The organism is Paenibacillus sp. DMB5 (genome assembly GCF_001517085.1).
Lineage (GTDB): Bacteria > Bacillota > Bacilli > Paenibacillales > Paenibacillaceae > Paenibacillus_AQ.
Genome location: NZ_LRAC01000003.1, coordinates 12,488 through 31,736, shown reverse-complemented (window position 1 = coordinate 31,736; position 19,249 = coordinate 12,488). Strand labels below are relative to the sequence as shown.

Annotated in this window: 18 protein-coding genes and 1 pseudogene; 3 read left to right on the top strand and 16 right to left on the bottom strand. The window is 52.2% G+C overall.

Going from position 1 to position 19,249, the window contains the following annotated elements; genetic code table 11:
* From AWJ19_RS36155 to AWJ19_RS00585, 14 genes and pseudogenes are all read right to left on the bottom strand, one after another.
* Positions 1–414, bottom strand: a complete 414-nt coding sequence (locus AWJ19_RS36155; RefSeq protein WP_241781555.1) for a polysaccharide biosynthesis C-terminal domain-containing protein — start codon at positions 412–414, stop codon at positions 1–3.
* Between the two features lie 3 nt (positions 415–417).
* A pseudogene (locus AWJ19_RS36150) lies at positions 418–1,253 on the bottom strand (oligosaccharide flippase family protein); the annotation flags it as partial.
* A 99-nt stretch (positions 1,254–1,352) separates the two neighbouring features.
* The gene (locus tag AWJ19_RS00635) at positions 1,353–2,798 is read right to left on the bottom strand and encodes an O-antigen ligase family protein (protein WP_347231078.1); all 1,446 of its coding nucleotides are present in this window, start codon (positions 2,796–2,798) and stop codon (positions 1,353–1,355) included.
* An 80-nt stretch (positions 2,799–2,878) separates the two neighbouring features.
* Entirely contained in the window at positions 2,879–3,652 is a 774-nt protein-coding gene (locus tag AWJ19_RS00630; protein ID WP_068720658.1) for a WecB/TagA/CpsF family glycosyltransferase, read from the bottom strand.
* A complete protein-coding gene (locus AWJ19_RS00625; RefSeq protein WP_068720656.1) occupies positions 3,649–4,995 on the bottom strand; it encodes an O-antigen ligase family protein in 1,347 nt (448 codons plus the stop codon). The genes AWJ19_RS00630 and AWJ19_RS00625 overlap by 4 nt, the downstream gene beginning before the upstream one ends.
* Before the next feature lie 9 nt (positions 4,996–5,004).
* Positions 5,005–5,940: a glycosyltransferase gene (locus AWJ19_RS00620; protein WP_068720654.1), complete on the bottom strand. Its 936-nt coding sequence runs from the start codon at positions 5,938–5,940 to the stop codon at positions 5,005–5,007.
* Positions 5,941–5,965: 25 nt separating this feature from the next.
* Entirely contained in the window at positions 5,966–6,658 is a 693-nt protein-coding gene (locus AWJ19_RS00615) for a sugar transferase (RefSeq protein ID WP_068720652.1), read from the bottom strand.
* Between the two features lie 35 nt (positions 6,659–6,693).
* The gene (gene galU, locus AWJ19_RS00610) at positions 6,694–7,587 is read right to left on the bottom strand and encodes a UTP--glucose-1-phosphate uridylyltransferase GalU (RefSeq protein WP_082707628.1); all 894 of its coding nucleotides are present in this window, start codon (positions 7,585–7,587) and stop codon (positions 6,694–6,696) included.
* A gap of 48 nt (positions 7,588–7,635) precedes the next feature.
* The gene (locus AWJ19_RS00605) at positions 7,636–8,277 is read right to left on the bottom strand and encodes a CpsD/CapB family tyrosine-protein kinase (protein ID WP_068720650.1); all 642 of its coding nucleotides are present in this window, start codon (positions 8,275–8,277) and stop codon (positions 7,636–7,638) included.
* Positions 8,261–9,001 carry a Wzz/FepE/Etk N-terminal domain-containing protein gene (locus AWJ19_RS00600; RefSeq protein ID WP_068720648.1) on the bottom strand — a complete coding sequence of 247 codons (741 nt, stop codon included), beginning with the start codon at positions 8,999–9,001 and terminating at the stop codon, positions 8,261–8,263. Before AWJ19_RS00600 ends, AWJ19_RS00605 begins: the two co-directional genes overlap by 17 nt.
* A 440-nt stretch (positions 9,002–9,441) precedes the next feature.
* On the bottom strand, positions 9,442–10,077 hold the full coding sequence (locus tag AWJ19_RS00595) for a response regulator transcription factor (protein ID WP_068720646.1): 636 nt from the start codon (positions 10,075–10,077) through the stop codon (positions 9,442–9,444).
* Between the two features lie 23 nt (positions 10,078–10,100).
* Positions 10,101–11,546, bottom strand: coding sequence for an ATP-binding protein (locus AWJ19_RS00590; protein WP_241781543.1), 1,446 nt, complete (start codon positions 11,544–11,546; stop codon positions 10,101–10,103).
* Positions 11,547–12,046: 500 nt separating this feature from the next.
* Complete coding sequence (locus AWJ19_RS35010; RefSeq protein WP_157889911.1) at positions 12,047–12,202, bottom strand: hypothetical protein; 156 nt, start codon at positions 12,200–12,202, stop codon at positions 12,047–12,049.
* A 428-nt stretch (positions 12,203–12,630) separates the two neighbouring features.
* Entirely contained in the window at positions 12,631–13,488 is an 858-nt protein-coding gene (locus tag AWJ19_RS00585; protein ID WP_068720640.1) for an AraC family transcriptional regulator, read from the bottom strand.
* An 82-nt stretch (positions 13,489–13,570) separates the two neighbouring features.
* Here AWJ19_RS00585 and AWJ19_RS00580 point away from each other — a divergent pair, with 82 nt between their 5' ends.
* Positions 13,571–15,511 carry a family 20 glycosylhydrolase gene (locus tag AWJ19_RS00580; RefSeq protein WP_068720638.1) on the top strand — a complete coding sequence of 647 codons (1,941 nt, stop codon included), beginning with the start codon at positions 13,571–13,573 and terminating at the stop codon, positions 15,509–15,511.
* 12 nt (positions 15,512–15,523) lie between these two features.
* On the opposite strand, the gene AWJ19_RS00575 is transcribed toward AWJ19_RS00580, so the two are convergent.
* Positions 15,524–15,847: a hypothetical protein gene (locus AWJ19_RS00575; RefSeq protein ID WP_068720636.1), complete on the bottom strand. Its 324-nt coding sequence runs from the start codon at positions 15,845–15,847 to the stop codon at positions 15,524–15,526.
* 117 nt (positions 15,848–15,964) lie between these two features.
* Between AWJ19_RS00575 and AWJ19_RS00570 the strand changes: the two genes are divergently transcribed.
* Together AWJ19_RS00570 and AWJ19_RS00565 are read left to right on the top strand one after the other, a co-directional pair.
* A complete protein-coding gene (locus tag AWJ19_RS00570) occupies positions 15,965–16,942 on the top strand; it encodes a hypothetical protein (protein WP_068720634.1) in 978 nt (325 codons plus the stop codon).
* A 68-nt stretch (positions 16,943–17,010) separates the two neighbouring features.
* Positions 17,011–17,253 (top strand): NHLP leader peptide family RiPP precursor, encoded by a 243-nt coding sequence (locus AWJ19_RS00565; protein ID WP_068720800.1) that lies wholly within the window; start codon positions 17,011–17,013, stop codon positions 17,251–17,253.
* Positions 17,254–17,274: 21 nt separating this feature from the next.
* Here the strand turns inward: AWJ19_RS00565 and AWJ19_RS00560 are convergent, their stop codons facing one another.
* Entirely contained in the window at positions 17,275–19,191 is a 1,917-nt protein-coding gene (locus AWJ19_RS00560) for a HAMP domain-containing sensor histidine kinase (RefSeq protein ID WP_068720633.1), read from the bottom strand.
* Between the last annotated feature and the right edge of the window lie 58 nt (positions 19,192–19,249).

Genomic DNA, 19,249 nt, shown 5'->3' with positions numbered 1-19,249 from the left:
TTACTTAACTACTGGATCCGCGGGTTTCTTGCGGATGTAAGAATTCATCGTTGTCTTCATCCATTGGATGTCTTCCCTGCTGATCAGCAGGCGGGGAAGCTTAACTTTCAGGTTGTATCTGATATTAAGAATTATGAACAGGAAGCGCAGGATTGCCGATGACAGCATCGCCACTCCCGCTCCGAACAATCCGAACTTTGGCACCAGCAGGAAGAGCAGCGGGATTACCAGCAGCAGCCCCACCCCCTGCAGGATGGATACAAACTTCGGTTTGCCGAGCGCCATGAAGGTCTGAGCCAGAATCAGGGTGCCTCCGCTGATCGTTACCTCCAGCAGCAGCAGCCGGAATACCGTCAGTGCGGTGTTGAAATCCTTGCCGTACAACAGCGGGATAACAAAGGGGGCCACCAGCATCAGGAACAGTGCGCCGAGCAGGGTGCAGGTGGTGCTGATCCGGAAAGCCTTGAAGGTCAGCGAGATTGCTTCATCTTTCGAAAGCTCGGAGGCTTTCGGGAACAGCACCACAGTAATGGAATTCGAGAAAAAGTTGACCATCCGCGACAGGCTTACCGCCACGGCATACAGCCCCAGGTCGCCGGCCGCAGCAGGCCGGCGATAATGATCTGGTCAATGTATGTAGAGAACTGGCCGAGCAGGTCATTACCGTAAGAGCCAAGCCCGTAGGTGAACAGTCTCTTGAAATTACGGTAAGTGTTTCTCATCTTTACTTTGTAGGTACGCAGCAGGAGCAGCGTCATCCAGATGAACAGGGGTACCGAAGGAACCAGATAAGCCAGAGCGGTAGTATATGGATTCATACTGCCGGTAAGGATCAGAATGCCGATGACCGCCAGCGTCAGAAGCGGCACCAGATACCGCTGCCAGTTGAAGGTTTTGTAATCCCCCCTGAACTGAAAGGCCGCATTGTTGATCTGTGAAACCACAATCAGCGGGCACAGGATCATGGACACTTGCGCAAACAGCACAACCTCTGAACTGAAGGAATCGAGCCAGTACGGCAGAACGAAAATCCCTACTGTCATCGCTATTATCCCGAAACCCAGGCCGATCAGCAGCGCAACCCGGTACAGCACCCCGGCTTCATCGGGGTTCTTCTTGGCGTTGTATATCAGCGCCGACGGAATCCCGAAGCTCATGCTGAACGCCAGGAACTGTGACCAGCTCACCATCGCCGTCTGTTCCCCGCGGCCGGAAGGTCCGAGGTAGCGGGCGGTCAGCACGCCGGTCAGCATATTGACCAGCAGGATCAGCACGCTGACCATCATGGTTTTGACTGCGCCGAGCTGTTGTTCTTGCTCTTGGTAAACCTCTTGAGCGAGGACCAGACCGCGCTAGTGGGAAGTGATTTGGCGTTCGACTGCTGCATGCGGTGTTCCCTTCTTTCTACTCTCAATAATCTCTTTGGCGCCGAGGCCCAGCCCGATCAGCATCCAGATCAGGTATCCTTTCAGTCCCGGGAAGCCGTTATCGGATAACAGGCTGACTACCGCTCCTGTCCAGGCTGCCAGTGAAAGTCTGGCGTACGGCTGAAGACTGTCCTTGCTCGTGACCCTTTGGGCAATCTGTTTGATGACGACGCCCAGTGCGCCGAAGAAGAACAAGGCCCCCAGTACTCCGAAGGTGAGCAGCAATGCGATAAACCCGTTATCCATATTGCCGTACTCGCCAAGTTCGCCTCCGTTACCCAGCTTGGTACTCTGACCTACACTGCCGATTCCCTGGCCAACGGGGTTCGAGGCTACCAGTGGTACCATGTTCTGCCAAAGGGCGAGCCGCTCATTGTAGGAGTGATCCTCCTGTACCGAGGTTAATGTCTCCATCCGTGCGACCAGCCCTTCTGCACCCGGAAGCTTGGGTACGATCCAGAACAGTGCCGCGGCGACAAACCCCAGCTGGAGCAGCGTCTTCCACTTGCCTTTGGAAGGAGAGGACGCGATGTAGACCAGCAGCATGACCAGCAGCACCAGCCAGGCCGAGCGGACCAGGGTGGTCAGCAGGCAAATTACGACGAGCAGTACGCCGACCCAGCGCAGAGTGCCCTGCCATCTCCGCTCCAGAATCATCGGCACGAGGGCGAATACCAGAAAGGTAGCGGCCGGCCCGGGTGAATTCAGCGTCGAGAACACCCGGACTTCCAGCGGATACGGCGTTCCGATGGAGATCATATCGGCATTGCGCATCCAGAAGGCATCCCATGGCGGAACGGTCAGATACTGGATGATGCCGTAGATGGCTACCAGCACTGCAATGTTGGCAAAAGCGTACAGCAGCCGGTCAATATCCTTCGGCGTGAACCGGGTAACTGCAAAGAACGGAATCAGCAGCAGCGGTACGATGTAGTTCGCCAGATCGTACACCGAGCCCACGCCGTTCTTGGCCAGCCCGATCATTGCTCCGTAAGCCAGCGCCACCGAGAACAACAGAATGATCCGGGATGACGACTTGCGGATCCGGTGAATCTCCCGCAGCACCGGGATGGCAAGGGTTGCACCCGTCAGCAGCGGCGCCAGGCTGAGCAGGGATACGGAATGGTACACACCTTCCGACCAGTCGGCGATCCGCCGCAGCTCCGGGGCCACTGCCCAGATAAGCAGCGTGTAGGCAATCAGCTGTTTGGGCTTCAGCAGTGCCAGCAGGAAGGCGGGAAAGAGCAGCCCTGCCAGAATGGCTCCCTGCATACTGTCGGAGGCACTGAGCTGTGCACTGGCGAACCCGATTATCAGCGGAAGGCCAAGACATATGGCGCAGATCAGCGCTGTCACCGCGCCGGATTTCATCGTGTTCAGGGATGGCAGCGATATACTGCTCTCATTCTGCTCCGTCATCTTCGTTCCCCACCTCCTGCCGGCAACTGTAATTATTCAAGGCTTCTGCCCTTTACCCGGTCTTTCTTGCGCAGCTCCTTGAGCAGCAGAACCAGGAATTGGGCATCGTCTACAAGATATCTCTTCCAGAGCCTTCCCGGCTCCTGGCTTAGCCGCCAGAACCATTCAAGCCCTGTCTTCTGCATAAAGTCCGGCGCCCGCTTCACGGAACCGGAGAGGAAATCAAAGGTTGCGCCGACGCCGATCGAAATCGGAGCCTGGTAAGAGGTGTAATGGCGGTAAATCCATTTCTCCTGCTTCGGCGCGCCCACTCCGACGAATACAATGTCCGGCTGGCTGTCCGTCAGCATCTTGATGATGTGCCGGTTCTCCTCCTCGTTATGCTCAAAGCCGTAGGAGGGAGAGTAGCAGCCGACAACATTGATGCCGGGATAAGCCGCTTTTAAATTCATTGTCGCCTTTTCCGGTACGCCTTCCGCCGAGCCGAGGAAGAACAGCCGGTACTTCCTTTGCTCGAAGGCGTTGCCCAGACGGCTGAAGAGATCCGAACCGGATACCTTCTGCTTGAGCGGCTTGCCAAGCATCTTTGAAGCCCAGATCAGCGGCATCCCGTCTGCGACGACTGCGCCCGCCTCTGAATAAACGGCCTGGAACTCTTTGTCCTTACGCAGCTTGATTACATGATCGACATTGCAGGTCAGGATGTAGGACTGGTTCCTTTCCTGAATCGTTTTGTCGATGTAATCAAGCAAGTCCATGAAGTCATAGTTATTAAAGTTAACATCGAACATATTCACTTGATTCATCGTATCACTTCTTTTTGTGGGGAATCGGTTGGCTGTGAAGATCGATACAGGCAGTTCAGGTACCAACAGAACGGAATAATGAATTGGACCGTCGACAGCGTGTTATCTGAAAAGGAATATACTAGAAACGCTGCAATCAGGAGTGCGTAATAAGGTCTGACCCGCGGCGCCAAAGCTCTGTAAACCACAAGAAACACAGCCAGTAAAGAAAGCATTAGCAGGATGGCGCCGATGTACCCTCCATCGTAGTAAAACCGGATGTACTCATTATGCGGAACAACAAACCCGTAATAGAGTGTACCGTCATTGGCTACGGTGGCTGATCCAAGTCCCCGGCCCGCCCAGGGCGATCCGGCTGCCTTGTTCAGGAAAAACTCCCAGGCTTCCGTCCGGCCCGACAGGTCAATCCCCGTCTCCGTAGTCCGCTCAAAGGAGCGTTTTCTGAGATTATCCAGCTGAAGATAGACAGCTCCGGAGAGTACGATCCCCCCGCCCAGAAGCAGGAACAGGTACTGTGACTTGCCTTTTAAGTACTGGCGCGAGATGTCGTAGAAATAATAGAGAACCATTGGTACGAGTGCCAGCATCGGCCCTCTCGTTCCTGTTCCGACAAGAATCAGAAAGTTCAGGCCCAGCAAGGTGTAAAAAAGCCGGATATGCTGCGGGCTGCGCTTGATCTCTATGAAGCAGATCGCCACGCCCATGAATGCCAGCATCGCCAGATGCGGTGCAATGTTTGCTCCCTGGAGCCGTACAGCTCCTGTAAATTCAATGGACAGGAGGGAATGCATGCCTGCTATCTGCAGCAGTATCCCTATCCCTACACTGATTACAGGCAGACTCGCAAGAATACGGATCTGCTTGTCGGCTACCTCCTTCTTCCAGTTGATCAGGAGAAACACGAAGGGGAGCGACAGTCCGATAAAAGCTTTTACAGCAATGGAAGAGCTCATCTCCGGCAGCCAGATGGAGAAGCCGAAGGTGATAATCACCAGAATGAACATCGCCCACAAGGGGGGACTCAGCTTGAATCGCAGTCCGTTCACCAGAATGCAGGGTACCAGCAGCATCAGGATTACCAGCTTGTAAAGCGAGAGGATTTCGAAACCGAACATGCTGCCGCTGAACAAAAAGTTGATCGAGACCGCTGTCGTCAGCAGTACGAAATAACTGATAACATCTGGGCGTGAGATGGAGACAGTCAGTAAAATAATCAAGAGTACGGCCGCTACCGCAAATACCGGCTGGTAAATGACCGCGGTCCCCAGAAACAGTGCGGACACGAGGTAGAGCATTCCGTATGGCAAAGCGTTTAGTTTGGTGCCCCACTCAAAATTAGTCATTGTCTTCCCTCACCCCGCTGCAGATTCCCTTTTCCGGTTCCAAAACATATGAAGCGTCCCCCGAATGCTTTCCAGCCGGCACTTGTTCAGCAGCTTTCTGCCCTGGCTTCTGGAAAAGACCGAATCGGCCATGACGTACACGATTTTGGCGGCCGTTGTACCCAGCAGCAGCAAATTACCCTTTAGCCCTTCGCTTTTCATGGCGTTGGAGATGCCCTGGCTGTAATACCTTTTCATAATCCAGTCTTCGGTCAGACGCCCCGCTGCCACGAAATGGTCTACGGCCATCTGCGGGTGATACAGGATGGTGTGTCCCTGCCTCTGCAGCTGCCCGAAGAGCCAGGTTTCCTCACCGGAGATGAGGGAATCGCCCTTTCTACCGAGATCCAGCGGGAACAGGCTGATATCGAATGCCGGCTTGCGCATCGCCATATTGGCTCCGCACGGATGCAGCCGCTTCGGATATTCTCTGACCTTGCCTCCGAGATCAACGATGGTGTAAGGCAGCTCAAACGGCTTGATCAGCCATTCCGGGCGCTTGCTTTCGAAGATCGGGGCCACCTTTCCGCCCATGGCCATGACTTCCGGCCTTTCTTCAAAGGTGCTGATTATAGTTGTAATCCAATTCCGGCAAGGTATCGCATCATCGTCGAGAAAGGCGATGATCTGCGATTTGGAAGCCAGAATTCCTGTATTCCGGGCCGCCGACAATCCCTGTACCGGCTCCAGAAGATAACGGATATCCATTTCTGTACCATGACTTCCGATGAAGCCCTTGATCGCCGCTGCCGTACCATCCGGTGAATTATTATCCACCACAATGATTTCAGCCTGATGCAGATTCTCAAGTCCGATCAGCGACTGAAGGGTTTTTACCAGCAGGGCCGACCTGTTATAGGTGCAGATAATAATGGAAACCTTTGGGATGTCTCCGTACTCAGTCATCGGCAATCACCCAATTCCCATATTTTTAATAAGCGTCCTTGGAACCGAGCAGCATCAGTCCGGTTTTGAAAATGATCTTCAGGTCCAGCATCGTGCTCCGGATATGGATATAAGTCAGATCCAGCTGTACCATTTCGTCAAAGCCGACGCTGTTTCTGGCGTTAACCTGCCAGTATCCGGTACAGCCCGGCGTAACCAGCAGCCGCTGCTTGTCGTAATCCGTATACTGCGCCACCTCTTCAACGAGCGGAGGACGGGGGCCGACCAGACTCATGTGGCCCATCAGCACGTTCCAGAGCTGAGGCAGTTCATCAATGCTCGTCTTGCGCAGAAATTTTCCGATCCGGGTGATGCGGGGGTCATTTTTGATCTTGAACATCGCCCCGCTCACTTCGTTGTAAGCCTTAAGACTTTCCTTCAGCTCCTCGGCATTGGAAACCATAGATCTGAATTTATACATTGGAAACAGCACTTCGTCCTTGCCCACTCTGGTCTGCCGGAAGAACACCTTGCCTTTGGGATCCTCCAGCTTGATCAGGATAGCCACAAGAGCAAAGAGCGGCAGCAGTACGAGAAGACCAAGTGCGGAGAAAAGAATATCAATGATCCGCTTCATTACCAGATAGGAATCCATCCCTTTGCTTCCTTCTTTGGCATGCAGCATGTAAAGTTTCGGCAGGACGGCCTCGTAGTCTTCCGGCAGTTTTTGCATGCTCATTTCTCCTCATTCCTCCTAAAGGTTTAAATATATTTTTAGCTGCTGAGTGTGGTTTGTCCGGCTTTGCTGAGCCATTCTGCCATTGCATCCATCACCGGATAACGAAGATCATCGCTCTGGAGGGCAAATTCCAGTGTAGTCAGAATGTAACCGAGACGTTCACCGACATCATATCTGGTTCCGTCGAAGTTATAGGCATATACCCGTTCGCTCTGGTTCAGCTTCTGGATGGCATCGGTCAGCTGGATTTCGCCTCCGGCGCCTTTTTCCTGCAGATCCAGGTATTTAAAGATTTTTGGAGTAAAGACGTAGCGTCCCATGATTGCCAGATTGGATGGGGCTGTACCCAGAGGAGGTTTTTCCACAAAGTTGTTAACCCGGTAGAGGCGTCCGTCCTGCAGATCGGGTTCGATAATCCCGTAACGGTTGGTGAATTCATCCGGAATTTCCTGTACCCCGATTACCGAATTCTGTGTTTCCTCGTACTGGTCAATCAGTTGTTTAAGGCAAGGTGTATTGCCTGTTACGATGTCATCCCCGAGCATAACGCCGAAAGGCTCGTCTCCGATAAAGCGCCGTGCGCACCATACGGCATGACCCAGACCCATAGCTTCTTTTTGGCGGATGTAGTGGATTTCCACTTTAGAGGAACGCTGAACCTCTTTGAGCAGCTCCAGCTTTCCATCCTCCAGCAGTCTGGATTCAAGCTCGAACGCATTGTCAAAGTGATCCTCGATCGCCCGCTTGCCCTTACCGGTAACGATGATAATGTCTTCAATACCGGAAGCAATGGCTTCTTCCACGATATACTGGATGGTCGGCTTGTTGATAATCGGAAGCATTTCCTTAGGCATGGCCTTTGTCGCAGGAAGGAAGCGCGTTCCTAACCCAGCTGCAGGGATAATTACCTTCTTTACCTTTTTCATCATCGCACTTACCTCCTGATCGTTATGTGTAGGATTGTAAATCTTGGGACTTTACCGGGTCTGATTCATGGCGATGCCGAGAATATTCGACCCGCTTTGCTCAAGCAGCGCCTTCAGCTTACGGACCGCTTCGCGTTTCGTCTTGCCGTGTCTGGCCACCAGGATCACTCCATCGGAGAGCGGGGCCAGAATACGGGCATCACTGTATTCCACTGCCGGCGGGGTGTCGAGCAGGATCAGATCAAAGCTGCCCTTCAGTTCCTCCAGCAAGGCGCCCATTTTGTCGTTGCCGAGGAGATCCGGCGGACTGATTCGGGTCTTGCCTGCCGGAATGACGGCCAGGTTGGCCAGATTGCCGTATACGGCAATATCCTTCGCAGCCTCCTGACCGCTCAGGTAGGCAGCCAGTCCTTCACTGCCTTCCACCTCGAACACGGCATGCAGTCCGGGATGGCGCAGGTTGCAGTCTACAACGGCTACCTTCTTTCCGTCCTGGACAAAGGATACAGCGAGATTGGACAACACCGTTGTCTTCCCCTCCCCGCCTTCAGCAGAAGTGAAGAGAAGCACCTTGCCGCTGTCTCCCCCGGTCAGCCCAAGCTGGCGGATGTAGGTGCGGAGCGAGCGGAAGGATTCGGAGATATGCGAGGATGGATTCAAGTCTGCAATCAAGCTTTTATTCAGCCGTAACATAAGTACCCTCCCCTACTCTTGCTTTGGCGTTTGCCGCACTGCCAAGATCACGTTTACGGATGACCGGGATGCTGGCAATAACCGGCAGTCCGACATCGAATTCCGCTTCCTTCTCGGTGCGGAGCGTTCCATTCAGCGTTTCCAGCAGCAGGATGATACCGATAGCAGCCATTAATGAAATAACAAAGCTGATAATCAGGTTCATGGCGACGCCGCCGTTAGATGGAGCTGGAAGATCAGCCGGATCAGCAGGGGTCAGGAAGGTAACATTGTCCAGCATCATAAGGGACGGCAGGCTCCGTATGAAGCTTTGCGAAACCGCGTTTACAATGTTGGCTGCCGTGCTGTAGCTTTCGTCCTGTACACTCAGATTGATCACTGAGCTTTTCTCCGAGGATCTTACCTGCAGCTTCGCGGCCAGCTGTTCTTCCGTGAGACCAAACTCGGGATGATCGGCCACAACACTGCCCAGAATTGCGGGGGACTTCATAATTTCCTTGTAGCTCTCGATGATGTTCAGGCTGAAGTTCAGGTTGTTGAGATTGTTGCTCTCGGGTACATTTGCGGTATTGTTGACCAGCAGCTGTCCGGAGGCGGAGTAGACGGGTGTAACGAAGTTCTTGCTGACATAGAAGGTAGTAGCACAGGAGATCAATACAAAAATCGTTATCAGCCAGAGCCTCTTCTTAATCAGGTTAATGTAATCCAAAATCGTCTTTTCCACAGTAACCCTCCTTCCGCATTCATTACGTTCTGAAAGCATTCATGAAAGTTTCAGATATCTTGTGTCTTATTCTATCAATCTGTACGGGTTGCCACATGGCTCCTCCCATTACTTTAATGTTCACTTTCGAGTAAGTGAATTTGGTGCCTATGCGGGGCAGAATGGTATACTTTAGTACCATATCCCCGGGCAATCATTTCCGGCAAATGGAAGATAAGTCTACGGCAGCCGTCATTTCATCCTCTGAACCTCCAAAATTTCGTACATATTATGTCAGTTAATGAGAATTCAGACGCACGCAAACAGAACCCCCTTTAAGAAAGAGGGTCCTGTTTTTCTGTAATATCCTTGCATTTACACAAAACATTCTTAAATTTGCACAAAAAAACACGGACAATCCTGTCCGTGCTCTGCGTCTGTATAAGCTTTATAAAGTGCTGTTAATCATAGGACATTTCAAATTTCGTCAGTCCAACTGCATTGGCATACAGCGCCGCCTGAGTGCGGTCGGCTACCTGCAGCTTCGCCAGAATCTGGCTTACATGCTTTTTGACGGTGAATTCGCTGATGAACAGGCGCGAAGCAATATCCTTGTTGCACGCTCCCTGGCCGAGCTCGATCAGAACTTCCTTCTCCTTGGGTGTCAATTCGTCGGTAGGACTGCTGCCGCTCATCCGCATCTTGTCTTCCATCAGGCCCGGATCATAATACTTCCGTCCCTTATAGACCAGCTGGATCGCGAACAGCAGCTCCTCCGGCAGAGCCTCCTTCAGCACGTATCCGTCAACCAGCACCTCTTCCGCCTTGAGAAAATCCTCCCGGCTTGCCGAAGAGGTAAGCAGAATAAATTTGCTGGTGAGTCCGCGCGCCCGGGCAGTCTTGATTACATCTAGCCCCGACTCGTCTGCCAGCCGCAAATCAATCAGTACAAGATCAGGCTGGGTCTCTTCTATAACCTGAAGAGCTTCCTGGCCATTCGTTGCTTCGCCTGCAAAATGCAGATTGGGCTGCATGGAAATAACCGCAGCCAATCCTCTTCTTACCAACGGGTGATCATCAACAATGACGATATTCACTTGAATGACCTCCTGCCTAAAGTTTATGCATTCTTTAATTCAGCCACGCCGACAGGTATCGAAATCAAAATCCTTGTTCCTGCATTCTCGCTGCTGGAGATGTGGAATTCTCCGCCCAGCGACTGAGTCAGATATTGCATATTCTTCATGCCAAGCCCGCCGGTGGTATCTTCAGACGTAGTCCACAGAAGATCCGTATCAAAACCGATACCATCATCTGTAATGGACAGTCTGATCCATTTGGGCTTCAGAGACAGCTCGACATCCACCCGGCTGGCTGCGCCATGACGTATGGCGTTACCTGTCGCTTCGGAAATAATCCGGAAGAGCGCCTTGTGGTAAGGATAAGGGAGGCTGAAATCATCCCCCGTTATTTTGAGTTCAATTTCAACATCATTGAGCCTCGACAGGCTCTTCAGATGCGATCTGACCATACCCAGCCAGGTTGGCCCGCCGCTCTTCTTGGAACTGAGGCTGTAAATCGTAATCCGCAGCTCTTTGGCAACCCTGGTTGCCGAATCATGAATCAGGTCAATCTGCTCTTCAAGCTCAGAGTCGGACATTTTGCGCCAGGTCTGCTTCAGGGAATGGGTTGCGTATACGATACCGAACAGGCTCTGCGATACGCTGTCATGCATTTCATCCGCAATCCGGTTCTGCTCATTTGTGATGATCAGCCGGTTTTCAATGACACCCAGCTCATGCCGTTCCAGAATAATGGCACTCAGCTCTGACAGGAACATCAGCTGCTGAATATACCATCTGCGCCCTTCAAGTCCCTCTGAGGATTCCAGCTTCACGCCGATCATACCGACAAACCGGGTGCTCATTCTCACCGGCATCAGCAAAAAATCGCCGAGGCCCGGCATGCTTTTGAACACCGGCTCACGCTGCAGCCTCCACTCGTGCTCATGCTTTTCCAGCTCTGTGAACAGAAAACGTTCTTCTTCATGCTGCCATCCGGTCTGACGGCTCTGCGGAGCGGGCTCACCGCTCTTCTTGGCAAACCAGAATAAGGCCTTATCCAGTTTGGTCAGCTTCACCACGTAATCCGTTATGACCTGGCCGATGTTCATGAAGTCATGCTGGCTGGAGGTTTCGACGATGTGATAGAGCGATTTGATATGCTCCATGGTTTCGTTGGTCCGCGCGTTCGCTTCTTCCCGCTGCCGCTTGATCCTGTTAACCATCTGCATAACTATAACCGCAAGAACCAGGGCTAGAAACAGGTTGCCGTTCTGAAGTACTGCTTCTGATAAAGATTTGCCCGCAGCGTTCACAAACATATAACAAAATCCGGTTAAGACAGCAATGTAGCTCAGCAGCAAACTCCACCCGAAGTACACGGACAGCGACCCTGCCGCAATCAGAACAGGATTAAGTACGTAGAGCTTAAAAACACTGTCAAACCCGCCGGTCAGTAAAGTCAGTGCAATAACGCCGGCCATCTCTATGCTGACTGCCAGCATAAGAACCCGCGGTCTGGTCCGGAGCCTCCGGTAAATCATTACGAATACTTGGGCGATTAAGAAAAGCGAGATAATTAATAGGGATTTATAAATGACGGAAGGCCCCGTATGGTCCAGGAGGTACATCAGCGATGTGAGGGACAAAGAAAAGTATCTGTAAAATGCTATCATTCTGTCTTCCGCGGTTGTTTTGATTTTCATCCCACCACCCTATTCTCCACCTTTTTTGGAAAATGCGAGCTCATCAAAGCTTTGTTTAAAAGCATCATACATGAGAAAAATCACAATAACAAGTTTCTCTGTTTAGTGACAACGTTTTCTTTTCAAAAAAATAACATTATGGCCTAATTTTTTTTATGATTTTATTATATTTTTATTCCCTCACCTTATACCTGGCAATGGAAATCTCAGGGAGCCGGAATCAAGGGCATTTTTGCCCTTGATTTCGCTCTTTCCGGCGCTCGGGCCGGATTCAAGGGCATTTTTGCCCTTGATTTCGCTCATTCCGCCGCTTGAGCCGGAATCAAGGGCATTTTTGCCCTTGATTTGCTCATTCCGCCAAGTGAGCCGGATTCAAGGGCATTTTTGCCTTTGATTTCGCTCTTTCCGGCGCCTGGGCCGGAATCAAGGGCATTTTTGCCCTTGATTTTGCTCATTCCGCCGCTTGATTTTGCTTAACCGGCCGTATTCCGCCAAACAGCAGGAGCTGCGGCAAGCAAAAGAGCCTGTCCGCAAAGCGGACAGGCTGTTACAGAAACATTATTGGTTACGGGCATTCAGGGCGGCTCGGCTTGACAGATTCCGGGTCTAGGACGGCTGCGGCTGTTTATTATTACAAATACAAATCTGATAGCGCTGCTCCCCAACGATATGATAGCCGGTGGAGAGAACTCGAATAGTATGATTATTACGAACATCAACCTTATGGAGACTACGGCAAGCAATGCAATAAAACTCTCTCATGGTTTCATCTCCGGCAAACGCATAGTCAAAAAGCACTAAAAAAGGGCTAATATCATCTAAAATAATAGCATCCTGTTTTTATGAGTGTCAACATAAATCCGCATAATCCGACAAAATTCTGCTACTGGACATTGCTGCGGCAGAGCTGCGGGGAGAGCCCCATATATTTCTTGAACAGCCTCGAAAAATAAAACGGGTCGCTGTAATGCAGCATGCCGGAAATTTCCTTGACCTGCAGCGATGTATTAAGCAGCAGATGCTTTGCTTCCGCCATTTTCAGCCTGTGCATGTATTCATGCAGCGGATAGCCGCTGCTGCTGCGGACCAGCCTGCGCAGGGTGGACATGGAGATATGGTGCTTCGCAGCAATCCCCGGCAGATCAGGCTGCTCATATATGCAGGCTTCCAGATCGCCGCGTATGTCCGTCATTATCCCCTGCCGGCGGAACCGCGGATGATCAGGAAACAGGCAGGAGCATTCCAGCAGCGTGGACTCCAGCCGCAGAGCTGCCCGGTCGGCATCGGCGGGAACGCCCCCGTCCATCAGGCTCAAAACCTCCTCAAAGAAAGGGACCAGCTCCTCCGGACTGCCGGTCTGAAAGACACTTCCGTCTGCTATGAGCCCGCCTTCCAGCCACTCATCCGCCCGGCTTCCCATAAAGTTGATGTAATATTCATCCCAGCTCCCGCCGGGGGGCGGACCAAAGCTGTAGCTGCAGCCCGGCCGGAAGAAGAACAGGCTTCCCGCGCGTACCTGCTGCGTGGGCCCCCCGTTCTCGGATATACTGCCGGAGCCCGCTGCAATATAGACCAGCGCCCAATGCCCGAACACTACCCCGCTGCGGAACAGCGTTCTTCCGGGCAGATGTCCGGCCTGCCCGATCCGGATGGCTGTCAGCCGGAGCATGGAAGCATCCAGCTTGGGGTCAATAATTCTGACAGGATACGGGCTGATCATATAATCCATGATCTTGGGCATACCCTCTATTCCTCCCTTAATTGCCGAATGGTATCGTTATTGCAGGTGAACATATTCTACATGAACAAGAGGTGTATAAGCTATGCCTGAAACCTGTAATCTGCAGCTTTTGCCCGGTCCGCAGACCCTTACAATGTCTGAAGGGCTATTCCGTATTCCGCTAAAGAGCTGCATCATTCTCCCTGCATCACAAAACCGGGACATTCTGCCCGCTGCCCGCAGGCTTCAAGAGGCAATCGGCCGAATTCTTCAGCTCAGCCTGCCCCTGTCAGCCGGCATCCGCTCATCTGTCCGGCCCGCAGCCAGCTTCTGCTGCAATCCCCTGCTCCCTGCGCAAGGTTACGAGATCACAATTGCAGCAGACGGCATTACCGTAACGTACAGTACACCGGAAGGCGCTTACTACGCCGTTGCAACACTTCAGCAGATTCTGGAACAATGCGGCAGGGAATTGCCCTGCCTGTTCATCCGCGATCAGCCGGACTTTGCCGCCCGCGGCCTGATGCTCGATATTAGCCGTAACAAGATCCCCAAGATGGAAACCCTGTATAAGATTATTGATCTGATGGCCGACCTTAAACTCAATCAGCTGCAGTTATATATAGAAGGTTCTCCCTTTGCCTATGAATCCTTTCCGCAGGTCTGGGAGCTGGAGACGCCTATAACCGGTGACGAAATTCTGCTGCTGGATGCCTACTGCCGCGAGCGGTATATTGAGCTCGTACCGAACCAGAACAGCTTCGGCCATATGGAACACTGGCTGACCCGCCCGGAATTCAACCGTCTGGCAGAAATTCCGGAAGGCTTCATGCTGCCTGATAATATGTACGACCACGACCTGTATCCGGACGGCCTGTTCATGCAGCCGGGAACCTTCCACACAGGAAACCCCGAAGTCCTGAAGCTGCTGGAAACCATGTACGATGATCTCCTGCCCTACTTCACTTCAGACCATTTCAATGTCGGCTGCGATGAAACCTATGAACTGGGACTTGGCAAAAGCAAAGCACTGGCCGATTCAGCAGGCAAAGGCCGGCTGTACCTGTCATTCCTGCTTGAAATTCATAAACTTGTCACTGCCCGGGGCAAAAAAATGCAGTTCTGGGGCGATATCATTATCCAGCACCCCGAGCTGATTCCGCAGCTTCCGAAGGATATCATTGCCATGGAATGGGGCTACAGTGCGGAGCATCCGTTCGAAGCAGATACCCTGAAGTTCCGTGAGGCGCAGATTCCGTTCTATGTCTGCCCGGGAACAAGCTCCTGGAATTCCGTAACCGGCCGCACCGACAATATGCTGGCCAATCTGCGCAGTGCGGCTGTTCATGGCAAGGATAACGGTGCAATCGGCTATCTCATTACCGACTGGGGCGATTTCGGCCATTGGCAGCATCTGCCGGTCAGCTATGCCGGATACGTATACGGGGCCGCGCTGGCCTGGAATGTCCGGAACAACCTGGATGCCGATGTGGCCGGATACCTGAACCGCTCAGTCTTCCGGGACCGCTCGGATAAGACCGGGCAACTGCTGCTTGATCTAGGCAATTATTACAAGCTGGAATCCGGCGCCCTGAGGCCAAATGATTCCGAGCTGTCGATGCTGCTGCGCAGCCGGCTGGATAACATGGGCATTGCCCGGAAGCTCAGCCCGGTCCAGCTTGACCAGCTTGAAGCCTATATCTTTGGCATAGAGAACCGCCTGGAGGAGCTGTCACCCGGCTGCAGTGATGCCGGGCTTGTCCTGCAGGAGCTGGCGAACGGCATCCATTTCCTGAAGCATGCCGTGCAGCTGGCCCGGATCAAGCTGCAGCTGGCCGGAGAGCCGGATGTCCTTGATCCGGCCGTTATCCGCAGGCTGATCAAGGATCTTGACCTGCTGCTTCACGATTACCGCGGGCTATGGATCCGCCGCAACCGCCCCGGCGGACTGGAGCAGAGTGTCAGCCGGCTGCTGCGGCTTAGAGGTGAATATGAGGACCTGCTGCAGTCGCTTCCGGAGCGTCCGGCAGCCCAATCTGAATAAAAGCAGAACCGCTTAAGGCCCGGCTTCTTCTGCCGGGTCTTTCCTTCTCTCAAGAAACATCTGCCGCGCTTCCTCATACTGGTTCACCAGCATTTCACGCTCCCTGCGTTCATGCGTCTCCCGGTCCGCGGCCTCCAGCCCGCTTTCTTCATCCCGGGTTATCGTCCAGATGTCGGAGAACAGGTAATCCCTGATTTCAACCACAGCACCGGCGAGCCTGCCCTCCTGCCAGACCAGTCCGCCGGAAGTGCGGATTACGGTGCGTCCGTCAGGTGTGACTGCCTTCTGCCCGAGGCGGATCTGCATCAGCATTTGCCCGAATGTATACCATTCCATCCAGCTTCATTCCCCCTCTCAAGTTCTAATTGAAAAAGACGTTATTGCGGCATACAATCAGATTAACCTACAGCTAATGATTTACATACAATCCTTATAGTGACAGGGGACAAACCTATGGATTGGCTTAACGATTATGAACAGGAGCTCCGGGCGGTATTTCAGGAATGCAAGGCGATCATTTCCGGATTTCCGGAGCCGCTGGACTCCCGCGGGCTGGCCTATCTTGAACAGTTCGATGTCTTTGAGGCCCGCAGCAAAAAGAATTATATCTGCTATCTCCTCCCGTTCTGGCTCCGCAGTGAATACGGGCTTGATGCAGGGCAGACGCATAGTATGTCCTCAGGCAATGTTCTTCTGATGCTCTACTTCTTCCTGCAGGATGATCTGATGGACAACCGGCGCAGCTCTGCAGCAGAACTGCTGCCGCTTGCGAATCTGCTGTATGCGGAGTTTCTGGAGCTTTACCGTCCGCTCTTCCCTGCAGAATCGCCCTTCTGGACGCATTTCAAACGTTATCTCTTCGAGTGGTCAGACAGCGTCAGCGGAGAAATCGGAGGAGATTATTACTTTAACGACCGGAGCCGGATTGCCGGCAAAGCAGCCCCTCTAAAGCTGTCTGCCATAGCCGCCCTGCTGCTCGCCGGCAAGGAGTCCTCTATTGCCGCTGCAGAAGAAGCAGTGCAGGAAGTGCTGATCACCCTGCAGATGCTCGACGATTATGAGGACTGGGAAGAGGATCTGGCTGATGGCAGCTATAACTGCCTGTTGTCTCTGGTCCGCCACCGCCTGCACCCGCAGGATGACAGAGCCGTTCTTACTCCGGACGAAGTAAGGGCATTTATCTATACATCCGGCGGACTTATGGAGTATGCAGCAACGGCAGCAGCCAACCATGAACGGCTGACCTCGGGCGTTTTCCGCATTCACGGACTCACTGCATTCCATCAGATGCTTGCGGGCAACCTCCGGCAGATTGCCGCAGCGATTGAAGCGGAAAAGGCACTTCTGCAGCAAGGCGGGTTACAGTACTGGATTTCCAGGCATATGAATGAAAATCCGCGCCCCATTAATTCGGATAACAACCAAAAATAGTCATAGATTCAAATAAAATGCTATGGTATGCTTACGGGGTAATATTACCATTTCGGGGAAGGGTGATTATTGTGTCAGAGGCGATTTTTAAGAATCAAGTGATTCAGAAGGCATGGGAAGATCCGGGTTTCAAAGCTAAGCTGCTTACCGATCCGAAAGAAGCTCTCAGAGAAGCACTAGGTATCAATCTGCCTGATCATATTACACTCAAAACGGTCGAGGAAGGCTCCAATGAGTTCTATCTGGTTATTCCTCCAAATCCGTCCTCCGGTGTTATGAAAACGGATGTCACAACCCTCGGTTCCTGGTAAGCATACATCACGCCTCTGACTTCACAGGGAGCCTGAACCTTCCGGAGGCTTTGCCAATGGCAAAGTCGTAACGGATTCGGTTCCGGCTCCTTTTTGGCTTTCAAAACGGATTTCGCCCGCCATCGCTTCAATGATCCGGAAGGTCACCATAAGGCCAAGGCCCGTTCCCTTCGTTTTATTCGAGAAATACGGCTCACCAAGCCGGTTCAGCACCTCGCTGTCCATTCCCTCTCCGTCGTCCTGAATATGAATATACACATAATCACCGACACCGTAAGCGATCATCTGTATGGTGCCTTCATCTCCGAGCGATTCAATGCTGTTCTTGATAATATTGATAAAAGCCTGCTTGAACTTGGAGGAGTTGCCTTTGACCCACAAGCCTTCTCCGGCCTGCATGAGCATTTTACCCCCGTTCAGATGGCATAGCGGCAGCATAATGCTTTCGATATGCTTGAACTCCTCCCTGACATTCAGTATCGAAATCTGCTCGAATTCAGGTTTGGCAAAGGTCAGAAAATCCGTAATGATATTAGCTGCACGGTCCAGCTCACTCAGCGCCATGGATAAATACTGTTCCTCACTGCCGCTTGCCTTCTCACTGAGAAGCTGCAGAAATCCTCTTGTCACCTGCAGCGGATTACGCACCTCATGAGCTACTGAGGCTGCAAGCTCACTGATGATTTCCATTTTTTCGGAACGCTGCAGCTCGTTATTGAACAGCTCCAGCTCCCTTGAATATTTGACTACCTGCCGGTGGTTCAAAGCCAGCCTGCGGCCCAGAATGACAATCAGTGAAAGAATGAACACAACCAGCGCCCATTTCCAGTAGAACAGATCGTAGTCACCATTGTTGATATAATACCAGACCAGTTCGGCTACCCCTGTTAAGGCGGCTGTACCGAAGCCTATCGCAAAGGTAATCGCGTCCTTGTTCTTTTTTAGCGAAAAGAAGATTACACAGGCAATGAGCAGGACAAACTGGGCAATCATAATAAAACCGATTACCGTAGTAGAGACAAAATAATAGAACTCCACAAAGCGGTTGTCTGCCAGTGTATTAATGATCAGGCACAGAATGCAGAACGCGGAGTAGGCCGTCTGAAAAATGCGGAACCGCCGGATGATGGCGAAGCGGCCGCTGCCGAATATTTTCTCAAACAAAAACGTAAGCGCCGGCAGCAGTGACAGCAGCCCCAGATCCAGAAAGATGATACTTAACGCTCCGTATTGACTGTAAAACGTATAAATAAAGGGCGAATAGGTAATTGCCAATATACCCGTGGCCGCAATGACAATGGATAAAGACACGGCAATCGAAAAATGCTCCCTGTCCAGAAAAAAACCGCACATAAACAGAACCAGCGCCACAAAAATAAAAGAGCCGCCGAGAATGACATCAATGAGCCCGTTTTTGACAAAATTGCGGATCAGCTCGCTATGCTCGCCAATCACGATTGAATCTTTGATTCCGATCCGGTCCTGGAGCGTCGAAGTCCAGATATACATGGTTTTACCGTTATCCTCGCCCCTGAGCGGTACAAGCAGGGAATAGTTGTCCTTAATGTAGCTGCGGTCCCCCTCCAGCACAAGCCGGTCCTCTACAAATACCTTGATATGCAAGGCATAGAGCTTTTCGATGTAAACGGCAGGCGATACATAGTGAAAGGCCGGAAGCTGGATACGGGTCCACGCGGAGGATAGCCCGTCCGGAAGATCGCCTGCAGGATTGGCCGTTCCGCTGTTGAACCAAGCTCCCTGATCCCCGTCCGGGACTTCAAGGCCTGTATCGCCCAGGCTCTTGTTCCACTGCATCTGCCATTCTGTTATTTTATTTGCAGCATAATGCCCTTCCCCGGAGGCTGACAATGAGACGAACGTCAACATCATCAGCAGCAGCATCGCTGTAATATGTACACTTTTACCGATCAAGCGCATGCAAGCACCCCAAGAGAATGTATTGGTATAAATGCGGGACAGATCACAGCTAGTATTT